Origin of the sequence: Subsaxibacter sp. CAU 1640 (assembly GCF_023156585.1) — a bacterium.
Taxonomy (GTDB): domain Bacteria; phylum Bacteroidota; class Bacteroidia; order Flavobacteriales; family Flavobacteriaceae; genus JBPOFM01.
This window is the reverse complement of sequence record NZ_JALNMI010000005.1, coordinates 50,080-70,536: the sequence shown is the minus strand read 5'-3', so window position 1 is coordinate 70,536 and position 20,457 is coordinate 50,080. Positions and strand designations below refer to the sequence as shown.

The following is a 20,457-nucleotide window of genomic DNA, read 5'->3' as shown; positions in this document are numbered from 1 at the left end:
TGGCAGAAGAAGTCGGACTTGTTATATGTTATGATGATATGAAAATACGTTTAATCAATATATAAAAGTCCGATGGTAACATCGGACTTTTTAATTTTATACCAATCAATCAAAATGAAACTTTTCAACTTTTTATTCTACAATATCGGACACGGATACGTGAATACATTCCGAGGGCTGTCAAAGGAAGTTTGGTGGCTAGCACTGATCACTCTTATCAATCGAGCCGGAACAATGGTTATTCCATTTTTGTCGCTCTACCTTACGAGCAGCCTTAACTTTTCTGAAGCAGATGTAGGCTGGATCATGAGTGCGTTTGGATTGGGCAGTGTTGCTGGTTCGTGGCTTGGCGGAAAGTTAACGGATCAAATAGGATTTTATAAGGTCATGGTCATCAGTTTACTGGTGAGCGGATTTATGTTTGTTGGTATGCAACTTTTAGATACTTTTTGGGGCATCAGTATTGGGATTTTCTTGCTGATGACAGTTGCTGATATGTTCCGTCCTGCCATGTTTGTAGCACTGAATGCCTACAGCAAACCGGAAAACAAAACTAGAAGCGTAACGTTGATACGTTTGGCAATTAATCTTGGTTTTTCAGTTGGTCCTGCCATAGGAGGATTGATCATCACCACATTGAGTTACGGTGGACTGTTCTGGATAGACGGCATTACTTGCATCATTGCCAGCTTTGTTTTACTGAACGTATTGCATCCGAAGAAATCAAAGACTCTTGATGAAGAAGTGGCAGAAAATCCAAAATCAGCTTATTCAGACAGAGCTTACATCATCTTTTTAATAGCGATGGTTATTTTTGGTGCGGTATTTTTACAGTTTCTATCTACCATACCCTACTTCTATAAAGAAGGTGTTGGGTTGAGCGAGTTTGAAATTGGATTATTGATGGCCCTCAATGGTATTTTGATTTTTATATTTGAAATGCCTCTCATCAAATGGCTTGAAACTACAAAGTATACTAAAATTGGCCTGATGATTTTCGGCCTGATACTCGTCTGTTTAGGCTTTGTTCTTATGGTCATTAATCCTTGGGTTGGATTGATAATTATCAGTTTGATTGCTCTGACTTTTGGCGAAATGATTGTATTTCCATTTTCGAACTCGTTCTCATTGGATAGAGCCAAAAGAGGTTTGAAGGGAGAATACATGGCATTGTACAGCATCGCATTTTCAATTTCACATGTATTTTCCCATAACATGGGATTCCATATGATTCATTCCCTCGGATTTGATACCACTTGGATTATTATGGCTATTTTAGGTGCTGTAGGAGTTGGGTTATTAATTCGTCTAAAGAAAATGACAAATAGACCAGAAGAGTTAGTTTAATATGACCGAGAAAAAACAAATTATCATTATAGGCGCAGGACCCATCGGGATTGCCTGCGCCTTGGAATGCAAAAAAAGACATTGGGACTATCTTATTATTGAAAAAGGTCCTTTGACCAATTCGCTTTATAATTATCCGAAGAATATGACCTTTTTCTCAACATCTGAACGTTTGGAAATTGATAATATCCCTTTTATTAGCAACAATCCAAAACCCAATAGAGATGAAGCTTTGGAATATTATAGACGTGTTGCCACTTCCAACCAATTGAACATCCATCTGTATGAGGAAGTGTTGAATATTAAGAAACAAGATGATCTATTTACTGTCAAAACTAATAAACAACAATATACAGCCAATAAGATTATCATTGCATCTGGATTTTATGACATTCCTAATTTGCTCAATGTTCCTGGAGAAGAGCTTCCAAAAGTGGTGCATTATTATAAAGAAGCACACGGCTATGCAATGCAAAACGTTCTTGTGGTAGGTGCCAGTAATTCTTCCGTAGATGCTGCTTTGGAAATTTGGCGTAAGGGAGGTAATGTCACGATGGTGGTGAGAGGCGAACAAATAGGTGAACGAGTTAAATACTGGGTACGCCCTGATATTTTGAATCGGATTGAGGAAGGCAGCATCAATGCTTATTTTAATTCGAATATTGTAGATATCAAACCCGAAGATGTCACCATTCAAACACCCGAAGGACAAATAATCGTGCCTAATGATTTTGTAGTGGCATTGACAGGCTATCAACCCAATTTTGAATTTCTTGACAAAGCAGGTATACAACTTTCTAATGATGGGTTGAGCTTGCCAACTTACAACCCAGAAACGATGGAAACCAACGTCGACGGACTTTATCTCGCTGGCGTGATTTGTGGCGGTATGGAAACCCATAAATGGTTTATTGAAAATTCGCGCATCCATGCAAAATTGATTGCAAATCATTTGGAAAGCGTTAATTTCACTGCGTAAAATAGATTTTATGCGTCCCGAAGAGCAAACACCCATTTATCATAAAGCACAAGAAATTCAGCAGATTGTTTTTAGTCTTGTTGAGTTGATAAAAGAATCCGATTTGCCTCAAGCCAGAGAAATTGAACTTGAGTTATTGGAAGATGACTTGTTCAACATGAAAGCATGTACCGCGACCATTTTGGCTGGAGTTCAGAATGGAAGTACTTCAGCATTTCCTTATGATTTACGCATGGAAGCTGCAGTGAGTGTTTGGAGAGCGGCCAGAGACCTCCGTGATTATGCCTATAATATGGAAGATATGGGATTAAAGGACATTGACTATCTTGACATCCTACACGAAGAGATTGAAGAGCTGCGACTGTTGTTCAAAGATTGGCTTAAAACCTTTGATCTTTGGAAATACAAAGAAGATGATTGGGGACTTTTCAGCCCAGAAGGTATTGAGTTGAGAGGCTCTGAATTTTCGGATGATGATGATGATGATGATGATGATGACGAAGATGACGAAGATGACGAATACTATGAAGAGGATGAGGATGACGACGATGACGACGACGACGACGACGATGATTTCTAAATACTATTGTCAAATTTTCCACTGAACACTGCTCACTGAACACTATCGAAGCGGTTTTAGATCATTAAAACTCACTACGTGGGACAAAACAATCTGTGTTTTAGTTTCGCCATAAATAATGAGTTGGTCAATAAATGACTCCAGATGCTTTTGATTCTTTAGTACCACTTCCATCACAATGTTTTCATTACCTGTGATGCGATAACAATTCAGTACCTCATCATAATTTTTTACCTTTTCAAGGAATGGTTTCAGCATGCCCATAAAAGCTCTCAAAGTAATAATCGCCTTCAATTGATAACCCACTTCGATAGGCGCTATGTGTGCATGATACCCCCTTATGATGCCTGCATCTTCCATCTTCTTGATGCGTTCTGATACCGCTGGAGACGTGATGCCCACTCGTCTACCAATCTCGGCATTTGAATATCTGGCATTTTCTTGTAAACACTTCAAAATCTTCCAATTAAGATTATCCATAACTCTTTAAAATTTAAAGCCTTTAAAACTTAAATATTAAAACAAATATAATGATTAACTTTAAAATCGAAAGTATTATGTCGATACTACTCACTAATTTTGAGTTCATTTGCTATTAAAGAACATGTATCACATCCCATCTCACCTATCAGAATTGCCTATTTATAAAAAGGCTATCGAAATCATTATTCTATCGAGGAGTATTTCTACCTACCTCAATCAAGATTTGTCTTATTTGAGACCTGACGGGACCGAGGACACTGATATCTATTTTTCGGGAGACATTGTACAACAATCTTCTTCTTTGGCGCCAGAAATTGTAAATGCCGAATTGGAGCGCTATTCAGATAAAAAGCACAAACATATTGCATCTTTGGAGCGCTTGACCAATAGATTATACCATAGCTGCAAACGTTTGGAACGTTGCAATAGTAATGGAAAAGACTACTTGCCAATGCTTCGCAGTGAATTGCTTAAATTCAAGAAGCTGCAACACACCTGGACCCTGACATTGTAATCTCTTTAGTCAGTACTCGAAATCTATTTTAACTCGCTTTTTTATAAGGAACAATGATGCTTTCAGCTTCGTGGTACTTTTCAGATTTGACATGATTTAGCATCCAATCAAAGAAGTTATCTGAACGTCTCTCAAAACGGTAAGGTAATGTAGTTTCCATAATCATAGATATTAGGTTAAACATTATTTAGTAAATGAGGGACTCCAAAATTAGCACCAAGTGATGTTACCGTGTCTAATTTTTAGATAAGAAGCGCATAATCAACTATAAACAACATCTCAAAACAAAAAATACCGACCAAAGTGACCATAAAAAAAGAGGAATTCACTGGTGAACCCCTCCTTTCTACTAACTAACAACAATTCTACCCTTTAACTAGGTTAAAAACATACATCGGGGCATTCAATAATTTGTCATCATAGTACATCTATTTTGTTATAGTGTCACAATTCAAATCATATAAGCAAATATCCCTCTGATATAAGCCCTATCTTACAATTCATAGAAATAAGATATTATGACAACTGATAACACAAAAGCCACAGACCGCAAAGAATCCAGCACCAAACATGCTAGAGGCAGCAAGCAGGTACATAGTGAAAAAGACAATTCAACAAAAGACGGCTATAAGCCAAACAAAACCAAAAAACAATAATGATGAGTGAAGACAGCAAAAAACACAGAGGTTATACTGAAGACAGTAAGTTAAACCCAACCGACGACAGCCTAGAAGGACGATGGAGTAACATACAAGCAGACTACCGTAAAAAATATCCTGAACTAGAGGATGACGATGTAAACCTTGTCAACAACGATTTTGATGCGATGGTCAATCGTATTGCACGACGTACCGACCGTAGCCATCAGGATGTTAAAGATGACATTAAGAGTTGGACGTCTTAAAAAATCGAAAAACTCTTTAAAAGAAAAAAGCCACATTATTAATATTAAATAATGTGGCTTTTTTTATGAAACTGATTGCTGCTTGTCTTTTTTAGACTTTGCGCGTTTTTCTTCAATCATTTTATAGGTGACATACCCAAATTGCAAACCAATGAGTGCCAATTGTAATTTTCTATTTGTCACGAGTGTTTTTGTAACACCAAAAATAAGGTTTGGTAACATCTTTTATGAATTACAGTTCACCATCCAGTTGATGCCAAACTTATCTGAACATCTTCCAAAATGACCCCATTCTTGCTCGGCAAATTTTTGCTGAACTTGTCCGCCATTTGATAATTTGTTAAACAGATTTTCCGCCTCATTTTTTTCTTTGACATCAATACTCATATGTATTTGATTGCCATTGTTGAGCGGTGTATCTGGTGCTGCATCGTAAGCCATAAAACTCACGCCTTTTCCACGTAGTTCGGCGTGCTGTAATTTATTGCGATAGTTTTCAGGCACATCGATGTTTTTACCTTCATACGTCTGTTTGTTTCTCACTTCGGCGTTGAAGAGTTCGCCGTAATAGTTCAATGCTTCTTGACAGTTGCCTCTAAAGGCTAAATATGCTTGTACTTCCATAATTATAATGTTTTGATACAAGATACAATACACTTACTTTTTCTGTTGACGCGTTTACTTTAAATATTGATGCTTTTGTATTTAGACTTGTCAGATGGTTAGACTTGTTAGACACTTTAGACCATTAGATATTTTAGAAGTAATTAAAAAAAGCTGCAGCACTTATAGACGTGTGAATTTTGTGCTGCAGCCATTGCATGACCATTATTGGTCACTTTTAAATGCTATTGTATATTAATCGGAACAAATGCTAATTGTCATCATTATATAAGTTCTTCTTTTACAAATCATTATTTACATATAACTTTTATTAATTATTTTAAAATGCTTAATTTAACCACATTAATTTAAGCAAATAATTCTATGAAAAGATCTCTACTCCTATTTATATTTTCTTTTGGATTCTATACCTCTTTTGCGCAAATCACGGTTGAAGGTCCGATTCCAGCTCAAGTGTTGATTCAAAATAATCTTATTGGAAACCCTAACTTCCCTGCCACCAATTTTGGTATGATGAATGGCAATCAGTTTTCGGGTCCCAATAGTATTTCGACCTTTAATTGTACTGATGCGAACATCGTTCCATTCACCGATGGTGTTATCTTATCTAATGGCGCAGCAAACGGTATTGTAGGTTTACCAACCACCCTAATCAGTACGGGTGGACAGAGTTGGCCTGGAGATACGGAATTGAGCAACTTAACCGGTTTGACTAATTTATTCAACGCCTCTTCTTTGCAATTTGACTTTGTGGCAGAAGTTCCTGCCATTAGTTTTGACTTTATGATGGCATCTGAAGAATATGACGGCAACAGTGAATGTCAATGGTCTGATACCTTTGCATTCATCATACGCAATAACACTACAGGCGTTTCTAAAAACCTTGCCATGGTGCCAGGTACTACCACTCCTATTTCGGTTACAAGTGTGAACGATAACACCAACTGCCCTGCCAACACTGCCTATTTTGCTGGTTATAACAGTGTCGGTTTTGGTGGTCAAACAGTGGTGTTTGAGTTGACAGGGAATTTGACCATTGGTGATAGTTATACAGTAAAAATTGTAGTGGCAGATCAGAACGATGCGGTGTGGGACAGCGCCCTTTTTGTACGCAATAGTTCTTTTGGTGCTTATCCTGTTGTGGACCAAGAACCAATGGATTTAGTCATTGAAGATACTGATATGAACGGTTATGAAATCTTTGATTTGACCGTCAATGAAGCGTTGATGCTTGGTGCTATCAATACAGCGGTGTACACATTTGATTTTAACTATTATCTTACCCAAGCTGATGCTGAAGCGCAAGTAAACCCGATTGCCAATCCGCAGGCGTATCAAAACACAACCGATCTAGAAAGCATTTATGTAAGTATGCGCAATCCTTACACGGGCCACAGTATCACTACAGAATTCATGATTACAATTGATAGTGATCTATTAGGTGTTGAGGAAGTTGATAATGGCATTGCCAAACTATATCCTAATCCTGTGACTGATGTGCTTCATATTGATGGATTGTCCAACATTCAAAAAGTGAATATCTATGCTATGAACGGTCAGTTGTTGAGCTCTCAAAACGTTCAAAATTCTATGAGCACTACTGTTGATTTTTCGAACCATGGTTCGGGATTGTATCTTGTAAATGTGGTGACCGATAATGGTAGCACCTTTAGAAGGGTTGTGAAGTAAGAGTTCTACAAACCCACATAAAAAAAATCTACAGCTTTAACTAGGAGGTTGTAGATTTTTTTTTGAATTTTTTGATGACATTTTCCTACATCATCGATGGATGTATAAATCAAATTATATATCCATGAAATTATTTAGATTACTTCTCGTATTTACACTTCTCATCAGTGTTTCTTGTTCAAATGAAGACAGCAGCGACAGTCAGGTTTCCGTAACCCTTGAAGCCAATGGCTTAAGCGATGATAACCTCGCCATTAATAATTATGCCACCTTTACTGCAACCGTTGAGGGTTATGAAGGTGATATGGCAAACCTCTCTTATGTGTGGCTTTTGAACACAGAACGAGGTGAACTTTCTGATGGCACAAACCTATTACCCAGCCCTACTGTGGCCGATACCACCATACGCTGCTATGGACGTACCGCCGGTGATGAACAAATAACCGTACAGGTTCTTGATGTTGACAACAATATTATTGCTACCAAGTCCATGAGTTTTACCGTTGTGGGTTTTGTTGACCCAGGTGATGATTTGGGTTGCTTTGACCAACCAAAATTAGTCTATAAATACGGTTCATCATTTTATGTTTGCAATTTTGACGGCTCTTCCCCCCAATCTTTAGACGCAGACGGTTTGAGTGTAGCGATATCACCTAACGGACAGTGGATAGCCTATAACAAACTAATTAGTGGAAGCGGTTATACTATGTATGTTAAACGATGTGAGACGGGTGAAACTACTGTGGTTCAAAGTGATGCCGATGGCGATTTCCTGCCTCGATTTTCAACAGATAGTCAGACGCTTTATCTACAACGTGCCAATCCCATACAACCTGAAAACCCAAATGGCAGTTTGCGCAAAGATATAGGAGCCTATAACCTTGAAACTGGCGAATTCAATTTTTTAACAAATCTCTATCAACTCGAAGATACGGTTAGAGATTTTACCGTTTCGCCCGTTACAGGCGACATTGCATTCTTTAGGCAGCATTACGAATACTTACCTGGCGGTTCTTATACTGTAACCACCAAACTTTCCATTCTTAACCCTGCAAATGGATTTATTTCAGATTTTACAACGCTACCAATTGCAAGTTACAATGAAGGTTTAGATTGGTCTCCAGACGGAGAAGATATTATTTTTTCAGCTTCGAGCGAAGAAGAACGTGGCATTTACCGTATCAACTTGACCGATGGTTCTCAACCGTTACTGTTATTCCTTGATATTTCGCCACAATCGCTACCACCATTACAGCCACATTATTATGCCAATGGGTCGCGCATAGCATGGAGCGGCCAGGAAAATGGCCAAGGCAACGTCAACATATGGAGTATTGATGCCAATGGCAATGATTTGCAACAAATTACTGATACTACTGGCAATGACTCTATGATGGATGTACTGGAATGATATATCCTATTGATATTATTCAAAGTGCATTATGCAAATATTCACCCACAACTTTAGTCCATAAGGTTGTGGGGTTGCTTTAGATTTTTTTAAATGATTAATTTTCATTACATTAGAAGAGTAATCCCCACAAAAACAGATTAATAACTTAACACCAACGCAATGAGAATACTAATTCTGTTTGTCTGCGGGCTTGCCTTTCTTTATTCGTGTAAACAAGCTGAAACTAATTATCCTGAACTGCAACAGCCATTATCTGATTTACAACTAAAGAAAATTGATTCGGTTTGTGATGCGTTTATCAAACGTGGACATACGGTTGGCCTCTCCCTTGGTCTATCTCACAATGGTAACATTATTTATTCAAAAGGTTTTGGTCTCGCGAACATTGCCTCAAAAACACCTGCTACCGATAGTACCATTTATGCCATCGCCTCCATTTCAAAATTCATCACCGCCATCACCACTTTAAAGCTTGCCGAAGCGGGCAAACTCAACTTATCCGACAAAGTCTCGAAGTACGTACCCCTGCCGAAACAAGACCATATGGAAGATATTACCATTGAGCATTTGCTTCGGCATCAATCGGGATTGGTGGACCATGAAGATTATATGGATAGCATCTACATCAATGAAAAGCGAATTCCCACACAAAAAGAATTTCTCAATTTTATTGATCAGCCATTGTTCTTTACGCCTGGCACCCATTACTCCTATTCCAATTCTGGTTATGCCTTGCTCTCTTCCATTCTTGAAAACATCGAACAGCAATCGTTTGATGCCCTGATTAAAACCAATATCAGTAACCCTCATCAACTTCACTCTATTGCGATGTGGCCAAACAATTGGCATCGAGACAATGCGTCGATGAGTTATGAAGTGGTGGAAAAGAATATTGATACCAGTTTTCATATGATGACAGAGGGTATGAAAGGTGATGGAGGACTCTCCAGCACCATCACCGATTTATTGAAACTTATGGACCAATTGAGTGCCGGTGACATCATCAGTAAAGCTTCTTTAGATCAAATGCTGTCGCCTACGCCTATTGGAAAGACCTCCATTGATTATGGACTGGGTGTGAAGTTCGGGATGTACCAAGATGAACGGACTTATGGACATTCAGGTGGTTATAAAGGAATTGGTTGGGCTATTGTAGCACACTATCCTGATTCTGGCTACACCTTTGCCGCCGCCATGAACACCAATTATTCACCTGATGAAGTCTGGCTGCTACGTCATTACATCATGCCAATTGTTTTGGGTATCGAACCTCCAGATTTTAACGAAACCAACCAAGTAGCAAATGCCAATCGATATGTAGGTACTTATAGCGACATCAATAGATGGGGTGCCGGTGAAGGGTCTGTCAGGATTGTCACTACGTCAGATGGTCAACTCTTTTGGGACAACCCAAAGACCGAGACGCCTGGTGCACGCTTGTATCAAAAGAATGACAGTATTTTCAACTGGAAGCCCTTCCCTTACGATAGCTATCGATTTCATTTTGTCAATGACAGTGTGGTGGCCTGTTCAGAATATTATGATGGAATGTTTGGGATGGTGAGGATGAGGAAATAGCTTTTTTAGACCCAATAGACTTTCAAATCATTAGACACTTTAGAAAATGCTAAAAGCCAAAGGCTAAAGTCTTCCGTCTTCCGACTACCCTCTACCCTCTACCCTCTACCGTCTAAAATCTAACCTCTAACGTCGAACATCTAAAATCTATCACCTAAAGTCTTAACAAACCAAAAATACACCCACTTTTTATGTTAATATTGAACCATATCTCGTCATATATTACCCATTTTGAAAAAATATTTCAAAATTTTTTTAGGTAAGTGTTTTCCTTAAATTCCTGAACAACAGCGCGGTGTTGCGCTTCTTTTTCTCTTTCAAAAATTGACACTTTATCGGGTTTTTTTACCATTCATCTGAAAATAAATTTGGAGATTAATTTTCTTTCATCTAATATTGCTTCAAATTATGATGCTCTAACCAGCTAATCTTAAGAAGTATAGCGCCTCATAATTCTCTTCGAAGAATTTTTATTTTAGTACCGTATTACCCCTGATTACTGAAATACCGTTCAGATGTGCATCTCTTTTGTGCGCTGAACCTTATGGCCCTACTGTTTGACGTATCTGTACAGTGCCATTCGTAGCCCCACAGATACATTTGTCTGAACTAAAAAACCTGCTTATGCAAGAAATGGACAAACCTTTATTAAACGGTGTCGCGCTAGAATCGTCTGCCGAGACACAACAATTCACTGATTCGTCTAACCCTGCCACGGAAACGTCGCAAACCCAAGACCCTCCTCCTGCCCCTGTAACAAGGAGCACATCAGAGGTGAGCATTGCTAATACCACAAATAATGTTCAGGTTCTTGGAGAAAGGCTAGCACTCTTTGTGCCTACCTATGCGCCGTCCAACGCTCGCTTAACGCCTGAAGCCATTGAAGCGCTTCATGCACAAGCCGTTGCAGCCAACACCAATGTGGAGGAAAAAGAAAACGAAAACAGTATAGATATTTATAATCGACACCTCGCTTTCGATGACCTCCCTGTGTTTGCGACGCGTTTTATCAATGCGCTTGAAGCTTGCGGAGCTTCCGAAGATACGGTCAACCATGCTCGTACTTTTGTAAACAAGATACAAGGCAAGGCTAGCAAAGGGAAGAAAAAGAAGGAAAGAGACAATGAGAACAAAGGTGCTGATAACAAGTTTGTCAGCGATAGCCAGCGTTCCTACCCAAAACTGATCGAGCATTACCAAATCCTCGTCATTATTGGAGAAAATGAACCATTGTACAATCCTTCTTCAGATGATTTGAAAACTGCCGGTATGCGTATACGTTTAGATTCTATGGTTGCCACAAATTCGGCATTCAACAAGTCAGACGCAGCTGCAAAGATGGCAAGGTTAGAACGAAATGCACTGTTTAACACTAAAACTACTGGTTTGGTAGACACCTGCTTCCTCGCCAAAAACGAGGTCAAAGCAACTTTCGGTGGCACCAGCCCGCAGTATTACATGATCAGTAGCCTAGAGTTCCACCGCATCAAAGAACGCTAATCACCCCCGTGTTCTAAACAGGTGTTGCAACACACCGTTAGAAATAGTTTAAATTGAAGAACCACAACTTTTGAAAATAGAGTTGTGGTTTTTTATTAAAAAGGAAAATTAAGTATTAAAATTTTAAAGTATAAACCCTTATTTTTTTAATTTTACTTCTCCTACTTTTGTCATACTTGCCAGCTATACGTTTTCGTTGCAATAATTCTACTAATTTCATATTGTATTCATTATCAATGAGTGAAATTTGAGAATGAGGAGCAATTCGATATGATTTAGGAAAACTTTGTTTGAAAATCTCTACAATTTTTAATTTTTCCAATTTTTCTTCATACAATAAAATAAGGTTAGCTTTTTGTTCAATTTCCAAATCTTGTTTTAATAATATTTCCAACTTCTCTTTTACAAGCGAACTATTTTGTGTTCTGATCATCAATTGACACATTTCTTCCGCCAATTCAAGGCTGTCATTTATTTCTTCAACCGTAATTAAATTCAAAAGTTTTATTTTTTGTTTATCGGACAAATCTTGATGTTGTAGGATATAAATTGTATCCTCCAAGTCTAAACCATATTCTTCAATAAAGTCTGTATAACTGTCCACGTTTTTTATCAACAAGTCCACGTTTAGTGGAGAGTAAGATTCCTTGATAGAATCAAAATTAGTCTTGCTTACCTCAACATAGTTTAAATCTATAAGTGTTTTTACCTTATCATCGTCAAGCGATTTAAAATCAAATTTTTCTGGTATTTTGTAAGCAGATTTAAAAACTTTAATCAGTTCTTCGTATACTTCTAATTTAAGGCTATTATTAGATATCAAATTAAATATGAATTTATTTTTTTCTTCACTTTTAATTATGAAATCATACTTTTTATCCATCTCCAATGATAAATAATTATCTTCTGTATTAAGAAATTGATTCAAAATTTCATTGAATGAATTATCTCTTTCTCTAAAGTACCAAAAGACATTATACCAGTTCGATTCCATCACATTTTTCTCAAATGCGATATCATAACGTTCATCATTTAACTTATATAAATCCTTTATCTTGCTCCCTTGTTTTTCTAAAAAAAGTAATGCGTTACTTTCCAGCAAACCATCTTTATTCAAAACATCTAGAATTCGATTTTCATCTTCATATTGAATGTTCGTCAATTTTGAATATATGTTTAAAATGTATGTATTATAACTATCCTCTTCTATATATAAGATTAAGTCGTTCAATCCAGTGTTATATATATATGATAAATTAAAATCTTCATAGGCGTTTATATCAAATGTGTCTTTTAGTTGATATGCAAGTATAGCTTTTACATTAGAACTGTTCAATATATATCTATCATTTTCATATAACAGCGTAAATTTCTTTTCTTCCCACCCTCTTGCATCTATTTGTTTGAATTTTATATTTAAACCTTTTGCAGAAAGAATTTTCTTAACTTTTTCTGAATTTTCGTTATTATTAAATTGATAATAGAATTCGATATCATTTGCTATATGTTTGCTTAAATTCATTTTATAGTTTATTGACTTTAAAAATTCAATATTTAGATTCTCCAATAACAAAAACAATAAATGTCTTTTATCCTTATCAAGTACATTTGAATCTGATTCAATTTTGTTCCATAAATCCTTCCAAGATTTTGCCATCTCTTCAATAAACAAATCTACGCCCCCACCATTGTTTATATAATGAATAAAAAATAGTCTACTTCTACTATCCCATTTTGAGATTGTTTCTATTAAAGTTTTAAATTTAGTCTTATGATTCTCTTTATTAACCAAAAGAAAATCCATCAAAGAAACATTTAAAATTCTGCTATCCTGAAAGTAATTATTTGAAAGTTCCTCAACAACATCAATAATGTTATAGAGTTTGTAATCAAATGTTTTGGGCTCATTCGTAGTAGAAAATATATTTACCTTAAACTCATAATCACTAGGAGTTAAACCACCTTTTTGGAATGTGGAAATGTATTCCCTGTAATGTTCGTCTATATGACCATTTTCAAGTAGAAACATCAAAAGAGAATCATCATAAAAAGGAACAATTTCTTCCCTATCTTGATAATAATCTTCAAAATCTGAAATCAAGTTTTCTTTAGATAAATATTTCTTTTTTAAAATTTGAGAAAGTGTCTCATTTTTTAAATCATTTATGGAAGTTCTTAATTTATCAATTTCAGTTTCCCTGTTTTTTATTAATTCATTTTCATTGAATATGACATTATAGCTGTCAGAATATTTGTATCCAACCAATTTATCAACTTCATCCAATTTAATATGAATGGAATATTTAGCGTTCGCCGATTGATACCAAAAAATTTCTTCTGTATAAAGAGTATTCAAATCTATACTCTTATCAATTATTTCTTTGAATTTTTTATTTTCAGATTGTATAACCAGCCCTCTTGCAGAATTATTTCCAATTAAATCTTTGATATGGTATAGAAATAGGGTATTAAGATTTGAAATACTTTTAACGTTATGTTGACGTATTTTAGTAATTGATTCATTATTAATTCTAATATCATCTTTTAAGTCATTTTCTAGTAAATTGGTAAACTTCCATTTGTTAGAGAAGACAATATCAATGTTACTCTTACCTGTATGAAGATTTGAAAAGTCTTTTGGTCTTAGGTTTTTGTATACAATAATGGCTAAAAGTTTCTCTTGATTAAACTCCTCATTTTGTAGTTTTTGTTGCTCTTTAAAAATCGTAAACTCATTCATAATGTTTATGAGAATTCGATTATCTGTTATAAATGTAGATACTCCGTTTATGAGATCTTTACCGCTATTAGATTTGTTAAACAAGTTGTTTTCATCTCCGTAAATTTCATTTAGCTTATTGGTTAAAACATTTTTTGCATTACTATAATTCACATATGGAATAGTTGGAATTATTTGGTCAAAAAACTTGGTTCTGTCAATTTCATTTGAAAACAAATCATCTTTTATAGCATAAAGAAATGTAACCTTTCTATATTCCTTTTTTGTGTTTTTCAGATAATTGTTAAGAATAAAATTTATTTCTCTTAATGTGCGATAGATTTCTGTGCTGTTAAACCTATCCAAATCTTCAATTACTACAATATCGGTTGGAATCTTTTCAAAAAAGTATAAAATTTCATCAAGATGCTTATTAAGAAAATCTTTGTTCTCTATTTTGCTACCAAGCTCCGCTTCACCTTTAACATTAATCTTGTTTATTTTTGAGTTGGCAATCATTTTAAATAAAAATTGCCCTATTAGAAAAGAAGAAAGAAGAAAAAGGAATAGATTTAGAATGCACCCAATACTAAAACTTGAATCGGCATTCCAATTATTCGGATTCAATTGTAAAGTATAGTAGTTTAATAAGGAAAATAGAGATATTATAAATACTAATAATAAAAGGACTTTAAGGAAATGTTTCTTGTTCCATACATCAATTTCCCTAATTCGATTGATTCTCGATTCAGGTAATTTTTCTGAACTCTGACTGTATAATATCTGCTGTAAGATAGCTAACTGAATTTTGTCTTGAAATTTATCATATTCAACAGCCTCATTAAAAGAAGCCAAAGTAATATGCAGCACTTTTAGTTTTGAATATTGACTTTTAAAAGATTTAATGATGGTACTTTTACCAGAACCATAAACCCCAGTGAGTGCTAAATTTTTAATGTTTGGATTATCAACAGCATTATAAATGTGTTCTATATATTTTTTTATTCTAGCATCGTCTTTTATATCTAATGGGGTAAGTAAATCAAGTTTAACTTTAACAGAAGTATCACTTTTCTCTACACTTTCATCATTTTTATTATCTGCAATCTTATCTTTAATTTTATCTACCTTTTTTGAAGGCTCTTTTTTATTGGAGTATTCCCGTAACATATTATTGACTTCTAATTATTTATACTTCCAAATTTAAAAAGAACATTCTATTAAAATATAGCATGTATTCACTTTAAACAAAATGTTTTTAACAATTTGCAACATTAAATCAGGATCAAAAAACAATAATATAGCAAGTATTTACAATCCTTGATAAAACTAAAATTGCATCTGTAACACCCCCACCAATTCAACGTCCTATATACCAAACAGCACACCATGAGCTTCGGCATAGTACAATGGATGATCATATCGCTCAAAAACAACTCACGCAAAAAAGAGTTAAAGCATTTTGATAGAAGTGGTATGCCCATAAATGCCCCTAATATCCACTTCGATGAGCTCTTAAAAAAACAAGCCAGCAAAGAACAGCTAAAAGGCATACGCCAAAAACTCCGTAAGTATAATGCACGGCAAAGAACAAAGGCCATCATTTTTACCGCTTTAACAGTCGCCACGTTGGTAACTACGGTCATGCTATTTGCATAAGTAATCGCTAATTCCCTTCATTTCCGCACGCACAACCGTTCCACTTTAGTACAAAGCCGTTCCTGTTTGGTGCACTGCCGTTCTCCTTCGGTCCACAGCCGTTCTCCTTTGGTACAAAACCGTTCTCCTTTGGTGCACAGCCGTTCCAAAGTAGTGCAGAGGCGTTCCAAAGTGGTGCACAGCCGTTCCAAAGTAGTGCAGAGGCGTTCCAAAGTAGTGCAGAGGCGTTCCAAAATGGTGCAGAGGCGTTCCACCTCACTCCCAAACCTTCAAAATCAAGCAACTAAAAAATCACACCAAAAACCCCACATCCCACAAAATAAAAACCCAAAACGCACTTCACTAACAAAGCAACCCAACACCACTTTTCAAAAAACACCCCTTTATTTATACCCAATACAAATTACCCTCTCCACCTCCAAGTTTTGATGCCATCTTAATATTTCAACAACAAATTTCCCCAACTTTGTGTTTCATCAAAACCAAATGATATGAGCAAAACAAAATTGACAATCAACAGTAATGGCTCCGTAAAAGTAGAGGGCGATTTTGAAATCGTGGATGCACAAGGCAATGCGTATGGCTTACGGGGTCGAACGGTGCTTGGCATTTGCCGTTGTGGGCTATCCACCAATAAACCTTTTTGTGATGGCTCGCACCGCAATCATTTTGAGCATGATGCCCAGGCGTTCGACTTACCACCAATGAAAACAAAGTAATTGGGTGTTATCCCGAGAAGCCGTTTTTCAGAACAAACCACCTAAAAATAAAAAATCCCGCCAATTTCTTAATCAGCGGGATTTCATTTAGCCTTTTGCATAAAGCTTATAGCCTAAAGCGAACATTACATGTTACGTCTGTACTGCCCACCAACCTCAAACAACGCATCGGTAATCTGACCTAGCGAACATACCTTACACACATCCATCAGGGCGGCAAAGATATTTTCGTTGTGGATGGCGGTTGTCTGTAAATCTTTGAGCAATTGCTTGGTGTCGTGAGCCTCGTGCAGATTGTTAAGCGTACGTATCTGGTACTGCTTTTCATCTTCGGTGGCTCTGATGACTTCTTTAGGTATCACCGTTGGTGAGCCCTTGCTGCTCAAGAACGTATTCACCCCGATAATCGGGAATTCACCATTGTGTTTCAAGGTCTCGTAATACAAGCTTTCTTCCTGTATCTTACTACGTTGGTACATCGTTTCCATAGCACCAAGCACGCCGCCTCGTTCCGTAATACGGTCGAACTCGGCAAGTACTGCCTCTTCTACCAAATCCGTCAATTCTTCAATAATAAATGAACCTTGTATCGGATTTTCATTTTTGGCAAGCCCTAATTCTTTATTGATAATCAATTGGATGGCCATAGCTCGTCTCACCGACTCCTCGGTAGGCGTTGTGATGGCTTCGTCATACGCATTGGTATGCAGCGAGTTGCAATTGTCGTATATAGCGTACAATGCCTGTAATGTGGTGCGGATATCGTTAAAGTCGATTTCCTGTGCGTGAAGGCTGCGCCCTGATGTTTGGATATGATACTTCAACATCTGTGCACGCTCATTGGCTCCATATTTATTTTTCATCGCTTTTGCCCAAATCTTTCGTGCAACACGTCCGATGACGGCGTATTCAGGGTCAATACCATTACTAAAGAAGAATGACAGATTCGGACCAAAATCATTGATGTTCATACCACGACTTAAGTAGTACTCTACATACGTAAATCCGTTGGAAAGCGTGAGCGCCAATTGGGTAATCGGGTTCGCCCCTGCCTCGGCAATATGATAGCCAGAGATAGACACCGAATAGAAGTTTCTGACGTTATTCTCGATGAAATATTCCTGTACATCACCCATCAATCGAAGGGCAAACTCGGTGCTAAAAATACAGGTGTTCTGTGCTTGGTCTTCCTTTAAAATATCGGCTTGCACAGTACCACGTACTTGGGCAATTGTGCGTTTCTTCATATCAGCATAGACATCGGCAGGCAATACCTGGTCGCCTGTAACACCGAGAAGCATCAGGCCAAGGCCATCATTACCTTCGGGAAGCTGTCCATTGTAAGTTGGTCTTTCTTTTCCTTTATATAGTTTTTCAATTTCAGCTTCAACTTCAGCTTCAAGACCATTTTCTTTAATATAGAGTTCGCACTGTTGGTCAATCGCGGCATTCATAAAGAAGCCCAACAACATCGGCGCCGGCCCATTGATGGTCATACTCACAGAGGTCATCACATCCGCAAGGTTAAAGCCAGAGTATAACTTCTTTGCATCGTCCAGGCAGCAGATACTCACCCCGGCGTTCCCTATTTTTCCATAGATATCTGGTCGAAGGTCGGGGTCGTTCCCGTATAAAGTGACACTATCAAAGGCTGTGGAAAGGCGTTTGGCTGGCATCCCTTGGCTAACGTAATGAAAACGTCGGTTGGTACGCTCTGGGCCACCTTCACCGGCAAACATTCGTGCAGGGTCTTCACCCGTCCGTTTGAATGGATACAACCCAGAGGCAAATGGGAATTCCCCTGGCACGTTTTCTTGAAGTGTCCAGCGTAGGATGTCGCCCCAAGCCTGATATTTAGGCAATGCTACCTTCGGAATCTGTAAATGCGATAACGATTCGGTATGAGTTTGAATCTTTATCTCTTTGTCCCTTACCTTAAAGGAATAGATTGGGTCTTTATAACGGTTCACTTTGTCGTCCCAACCAGTAATCACTTCCCAATTGTAAGGGTCGAGGTTGAGTTTCACGCGGTCGAATTCGCCCACCAATAATTTGATGAAGTCTTTATGTTCTTTGGATTCGATAGAAGCTGAATCAATGCCCGCTTTATCCAATACAGGCGTTGCACCCACAACAGATTCCAATGTTTTGTAAATACCATACAGTTTTTGCGCCACCTCTACCTGCTCGCTAGCGGTTTTATCATACGCGCGATTGTTTTCGGCAATTTCAGACAGGTAACGCGTACGCGATGGTGGAATCACGAAGATTTTTTCGCTCATCTCCTCGGTAATGGTAAAGCTCGATTTTAAATCGGTGTCGGTTTTCTCGACCAATTTATCCATCACAGCTTTGTAAAGCGTATTCATCCCAGGGTCATTGAACTGTGAGGCGATGGTACCGAAGATTGGCAAGTCTTCTGGTTTCGCATCCCAAAGGTTATGGTTGCGTTGGTATTGTTTTTTGACATCGCGCAAGGCATCAAGCGACCCTCGTTTGTCAAATTTATTAATGGCCACAAGGTCAGCAAAGTCCAGCATATCGATTTTCTCGAGTTGGGTGGCTGCACCAAATTCTGGTGTCATCACATATAACGACACGTCGCTATGTTCGATGATTTCGGTGTCGCTTTGACCAATCCCTGATGTTTCGAGGATGATTAAATCGTACTCGGCAGCTTTCAAGACTTCGATGGCTTCGCTCACATATTTTGACAAAGCAAGATTGGATTGACGCGTCGCCAAACTACGCATATACACACGTGGATTGTTGATGGCATTCATTCGGATACGATCGCCAAGCAAGGCACCACCTGTTTTTCTTTTTGACGGATCTACGGATATCAATCCCACGGTTTTCTCTGGAAAATCAATCAAGAAGCGACGCACAAGTTCGTCTACCAGTGAGGATTTCCCTGCACCACCAGTACCAGTAATCCCTAGGACTGGCGTATGCGATTCTTTATTTTTTGCGTGAATGGTATCCAATGTTTCTTTCGCAATCTCTGGAAAGTTTTCTGCAGATGAAATGACACGAGCAATATCGCGCGGATTCTTTTTCTTTAACGTGTTGACTTCGCCATTCAATGAGTCACCGATGGCAAAATCAGAAGTCTTCACTAAATCATTAATCATCCCTTGCAGTCCCAACTCTCTACCATCATCTGGCGAGTAGATGCGCGTGATGCCGTAGTCCATCAACTCTTTTATCTCCTCCGGAAGGATAACGCCGCCGCCGCCGCCAAATATCTTGATGTGGCCAGCGCCTTTTTCCTTCAACAAATCATACATATACTTAAAGTACTCGTTGTGTCCGCCTTGGTAAGAGGTCAGTGCAATGGCATTGGCATCTTCCTGTATAGCGGTATTCACCACTTCCTCCACACTCCTATCGTGCCCAAGGTGAATGACCTCAACACCCGTCGCCTGAATGATGCGTCGCATAATATTGATGGCGGCATCGTGCCCATCAAAAAGCGAGGCTGCGGTGACGATACGTACTTTATGTTTTGGCTTGTAGGGTTCTACTTGTGTCATTTGTAAAAAAAGGATTTAAAAGTGATGCAAATTTACGGATTTTTCAAAAGATGTTGGCTAATATTGTGAATAGTTTGGTACTGCAAGAACGGTAGGAGCGGCATCCTTTTTAATGCTTCTCTACTTTTGAATTGTGGCACGGTCTATGAAAAGCATTAAAAAGATAGAGCGGATAACGCGGTTTTTGATTCAAAAACTTGCCCAAATACTGC

The 20,457-nt window shown here is 37.7% G+C and carries 19 protein-coding genes; 12 read left to right on the top strand and 7 right to left on the bottom strand.

Going from position 1 to position 20,457, the window contains the following annotated elements:
- Positions 1-114: 114 nt before the first annotated feature.
- Genes M0G43_RS12610 through M0G43_RS12600 form a run of 3 tightly spaced genes read left to right on the top strand, consistent with a single transcriptional unit; the run spans position 115 to position 2,906 of the window.
- Positions 115-1,347 carry an MDR family MFS transporter gene (locus tag M0G43_RS12610; protein WP_248026939.1) on the top strand — a complete coding sequence of 411 codons (1,233 nt, stop codon included), beginning with the start codon at positions 115-117 and terminating at the stop codon, positions 1,345-1,347.
- 1 nt (position 1,348) lies between these two features.
- The gene (locus M0G43_RS12605) at positions 1,349-2,326 is read left to right on the top strand and encodes a YpdA family putative bacillithiol disulfide reductase (protein WP_248026938.1); all 978 of its coding nucleotides are present in this window, start codon (positions 1,349-1,351) and stop codon (positions 2,324-2,326) included.
- A 10-nt stretch (positions 2,327-2,336) separates the two neighbouring features.
- Positions 2,337-2,906 carry a hypothetical protein gene (locus M0G43_RS12600; protein WP_248026937.1) on the top strand — a complete coding sequence of 190 codons (570 nt, stop codon included), beginning with the start codon at positions 2,337-2,339 and terminating at the stop codon, positions 2,904-2,906.
- A 42-nt stretch (positions 2,907-2,948) separates the two neighbouring features.
- Here the strand turns inward: M0G43_RS12600 and M0G43_RS12595 are convergent, their stop codons facing one another.
- Positions 2,949-3,386, bottom strand: coding sequence for an Lrp/AsnC family transcriptional regulator (locus M0G43_RS12595; protein ID WP_248026936.1), 438 nt, complete (start codon positions 3,384-3,386; stop codon positions 2,949-2,951).
- Between the two features lie 124 nt (positions 3,387-3,510).
- Here M0G43_RS12595 and M0G43_RS12590 point away from each other — a divergent pair, with 124 nt between their 5' ends.
- Positions 3,511-3,903 (top strand): hypothetical protein, encoded by a 393-nt coding sequence (locus tag M0G43_RS12590; RefSeq protein WP_248027695.1) that lies wholly within the window; start codon positions 3,511-3,513, stop codon positions 3,901-3,903.
- Positions 3,904-3,931: 28 nt separating this feature from the next.
- Here the strand turns inward: M0G43_RS12590 and M0G43_RS15795 are convergent, their stop codons facing one another.
- Complete coding sequence (locus M0G43_RS15795; RefSeq protein ID WP_262917179.1) at positions 3,932-4,063, bottom strand: hypothetical protein; 132 nt, start codon at positions 4,061-4,063, stop codon at positions 3,932-3,934.
- A 358-nt stretch (positions 4,064-4,421) separates the two neighbouring features.
- On the opposite strand from M0G43_RS15795, the gene M0G43_RS12585 reads away from it, so the two are divergent.
- Both M0G43_RS12585 and M0G43_RS12580 read left to right on the top strand, forming a co-directional pair.
- Positions 4,422-4,559 (top strand): hypothetical protein, encoded by a 138-nt coding sequence (locus tag M0G43_RS12585; protein ID WP_248026935.1) that lies wholly within the window; start codon positions 4,422-4,424, stop codon positions 4,557-4,559.
- A 2-nt stretch (positions 4,560-4,561) separates the two neighbouring features.
- Positions 4,562-4,807, top strand: a complete 246-nt coding sequence (locus M0G43_RS12580) for a hypothetical protein (RefSeq protein ID WP_248026934.1) — start codon at positions 4,562-4,564, stop codon at positions 4,805-4,807.
- A 63-nt stretch (positions 4,808-4,870) separates the two neighbouring features.
- Here M0G43_RS12580 and M0G43_RS12575 read toward each other — a convergent pair whose 3' ends face one another.
- Both M0G43_RS12575 and M0G43_RS12570 read right to left on the bottom strand, forming a co-directional pair.
- A complete protein-coding gene (locus M0G43_RS12575; RefSeq protein ID WP_248026933.1) occupies positions 4,871-5,029 on the bottom strand; it encodes a hypothetical protein in 159 nt (52 codons plus the stop codon).
- Between the two features lie 3 nt (positions 5,030-5,032).
- Positions 5,033-5,431, bottom strand: a complete 399-nt coding sequence (locus M0G43_RS12570; protein WP_248026931.1) for a VOC family protein — start codon at positions 5,429-5,431, stop codon at positions 5,033-5,035.
- Between the two features lie 363 nt (positions 5,432-5,794).
- On the opposite strand from M0G43_RS12570, the gene M0G43_RS12565 reads away from it, so the two are divergent.
- The 4 genes from M0G43_RS12565 (at position 5,795) to M0G43_RS12550 (ending at position 11,612) form a co-directional block, all read left to right on the top strand.
- Positions 5,795-7,120 carry a choice-of-anchor L domain-containing protein gene (locus tag M0G43_RS12565; protein ID WP_248026929.1) on the top strand — a complete coding sequence of 442 codons (1,326 nt, stop codon included), beginning with the start codon at positions 5,795-5,797 and terminating at the stop codon, positions 7,118-7,120.
- Positions 7,121-7,244: 124 nt separating this feature from the next.
- Positions 7,245-8,531 (top strand): TolB family protein, encoded by a 1,287-nt coding sequence (locus tag M0G43_RS12560; RefSeq protein WP_248026928.1) that lies wholly within the window; start codon positions 7,245-7,247, stop codon positions 8,529-8,531.
- A gap of 162 nt (positions 8,532-8,693) precedes the next feature.
- A complete protein-coding gene (locus tag M0G43_RS12555; protein WP_248026927.1) occupies positions 8,694-10,112 on the top strand; it encodes a serine hydrolase domain-containing protein in 1,419 nt (472 codons plus the stop codon).
- A 774-nt stretch (positions 10,113-10,886) separates the two neighbouring features.
- Complete coding sequence (locus tag M0G43_RS12550) at positions 10,887-11,612, top strand: hypothetical protein (protein WP_248026926.1); 726 nt, start codon at positions 10,887-10,889, stop codon at positions 11,610-11,612.
- Between the two features lie 115 nt (positions 11,613-11,727).
- On the opposite strand, the gene M0G43_RS12545 is transcribed toward M0G43_RS12550, so the two are convergent.
- Positions 11,728-15,501, bottom strand: coding sequence for a hypothetical protein (locus tag M0G43_RS12545; protein WP_248026925.1), 3,774 nt, complete (start codon positions 15,499-15,501; stop codon positions 11,728-11,730).
- Between the two features lie 219 nt (positions 15,502-15,720).
- Here M0G43_RS12545 and M0G43_RS12540 point away from each other — a divergent pair, with 219 nt between their 5' ends.
- Positions 15,721-15,990, top strand: coding sequence for a hypothetical protein (locus M0G43_RS12540; protein ID WP_248026924.1), 270 nt, complete (start codon positions 15,721-15,723; stop codon positions 15,988-15,990).
- Positions 15,991-15,997: 7 nt separating this feature from the next.
- On the opposite strand, the gene M0G43_RS12535 is transcribed toward M0G43_RS12540, so the two are convergent.
- Positions 15,998-16,249, bottom strand: a complete 252-nt coding sequence (locus M0G43_RS12535) for a hypothetical protein (RefSeq protein WP_248026923.1) — start codon at positions 16,247-16,249, stop codon at positions 15,998-16,000.
- Positions 16,250-16,481: 232 nt separating this feature from the next.
- On the opposite strand from M0G43_RS12535, the gene M0G43_RS12530 reads away from it, so the two are divergent.
- Positions 16,482-16,709, top strand: coding sequence for a CDGSH iron-sulfur domain-containing protein (locus M0G43_RS12530; protein WP_248026922.1), 228 nt, complete (start codon positions 16,482-16,484; stop codon positions 16,707-16,709).
- A 125-nt stretch (positions 16,710-16,834) separates the two neighbouring features.
- On the opposite strand, the gene M0G43_RS12525 is transcribed toward M0G43_RS12530, so the two are convergent.
- Positions 16,835-20,245 carry a methylmalonyl-CoA mutase family protein gene (locus tag M0G43_RS12525; RefSeq protein WP_248026921.1) on the bottom strand — a complete coding sequence of 1,137 codons (3,411 nt, stop codon included), beginning with the start codon at positions 20,243-20,245 and terminating at the stop codon, positions 16,835-16,837.
- Between the last annotated feature and the right edge of the window lie 212 nt (positions 20,246-20,457).

Excerpts from the sequence above, each read along its gene's own strand:
- M0G43_RS12545 (WP_248026925.1), bottom strand. The coding sequence starts at position 15,501 with ATGTTACGGGAATACTCCAATAAAAAAGAGCCTTCAAAAAAGGTAGAT.
- M0G43_RS12540 (WP_248026924.1), top strand. The coding sequence starts at position 15,721 with ATGAGCTTCGGCATAGTACAATGGATGATCATATCGCTCAAAAACAAC.
- M0G43_RS12585 (WP_248026935.1), top strand. The coding sequence starts at position 4,422 with ATGACAACTGATAACACAAAAGCCACAGACCGCAAAGAATCCAGCACC.
- M0G43_RS12565 (WP_248026929.1), top strand. The coding sequence starts at position 5,795 with ATGAAAAGATCTCTACTCCTATTTATATTTTCTTTTGGATTCTATACC.
- M0G43_RS12525 (WP_248026921.1), bottom strand. The coding sequence starts at position 20,245 with ATGACACAAGTAGAACCCTACAAGCCAAAACATAAAGTACGTATCGTC.
- M0G43_RS12560 (WP_248026928.1), top strand. The coding sequence starts at position 7,245 with ATGAAATTATTTAGATTACTTCTCGTATTTACACTTCTCATCAGTGTT.
- M0G43_RS12555 (WP_248026927.1), top strand. The coding sequence starts at position 8,694 with ATGAGAATACTAATTCTGTTTGTCTGCGGGCTTGCCTTTCTTTATTCG.
- M0G43_RS12590 (WP_248027695.1), top strand. The coding sequence starts at position 3,511 with ATGTATCACATCCCATCTCACCTATCAGAATTGCCTATTTATAAAAAG.
- M0G43_RS12580 (WP_248026934.1), top strand. The coding sequence starts at position 4,562 with ATGAGTGAAGACAGCAAAAAACACAGAGGTTATACTGAAGACAGTAAG.
- M0G43_RS12595 (WP_248026936.1), bottom strand. The coding sequence starts at position 3,386 with ATGGATAATCTTAATTGGAAGATTTTGAAGTGTTTACAAGAAAATGCC.
- M0G43_RS12610 (WP_248026939.1), top strand. The coding sequence starts at position 115 with ATGAAACTTTTCAACTTTTTATTCTACAATATCGGACACGGATACGTG.
- M0G43_RS12575 (WP_248026933.1), bottom strand. The coding sequence starts at position 5,029 with ATGTTACCAAACCTTATTTTTGGTGTTACAAAAACACTCGTGACAAAT.
- M0G43_RS12600 (WP_248026937.1), top strand. The coding sequence starts at position 2,337 with ATGCGTCCCGAAGAGCAAACACCCATTTATCATAAAGCACAAGAAATT.
- M0G43_RS12605 (WP_248026938.1), top strand. The coding sequence starts at position 1,349 with ATGACCGAGAAAAAACAAATTATCATTATAGGCGCAGGACCCATCGGG.
- M0G43_RS12530 (WP_248026922.1), top strand. The coding sequence starts at position 16,482 with ATGAGCAAAACAAAATTGACAATCAACAGTAATGGCTCCGTAAAAGTA.
- M0G43_RS12570 (WP_248026931.1), bottom strand. The coding sequence starts at position 5,431 with ATGGAAGTACAAGCATATTTAGCCTTTAGAGGCAACTGTCAAGAAGCA.
- M0G43_RS15795 (WP_262917179.1), bottom strand. The coding sequence starts at position 4,063 with ATGGAAACTACATTACCTTACCGTTTTGAGAGACGTTCAGATAACTTC.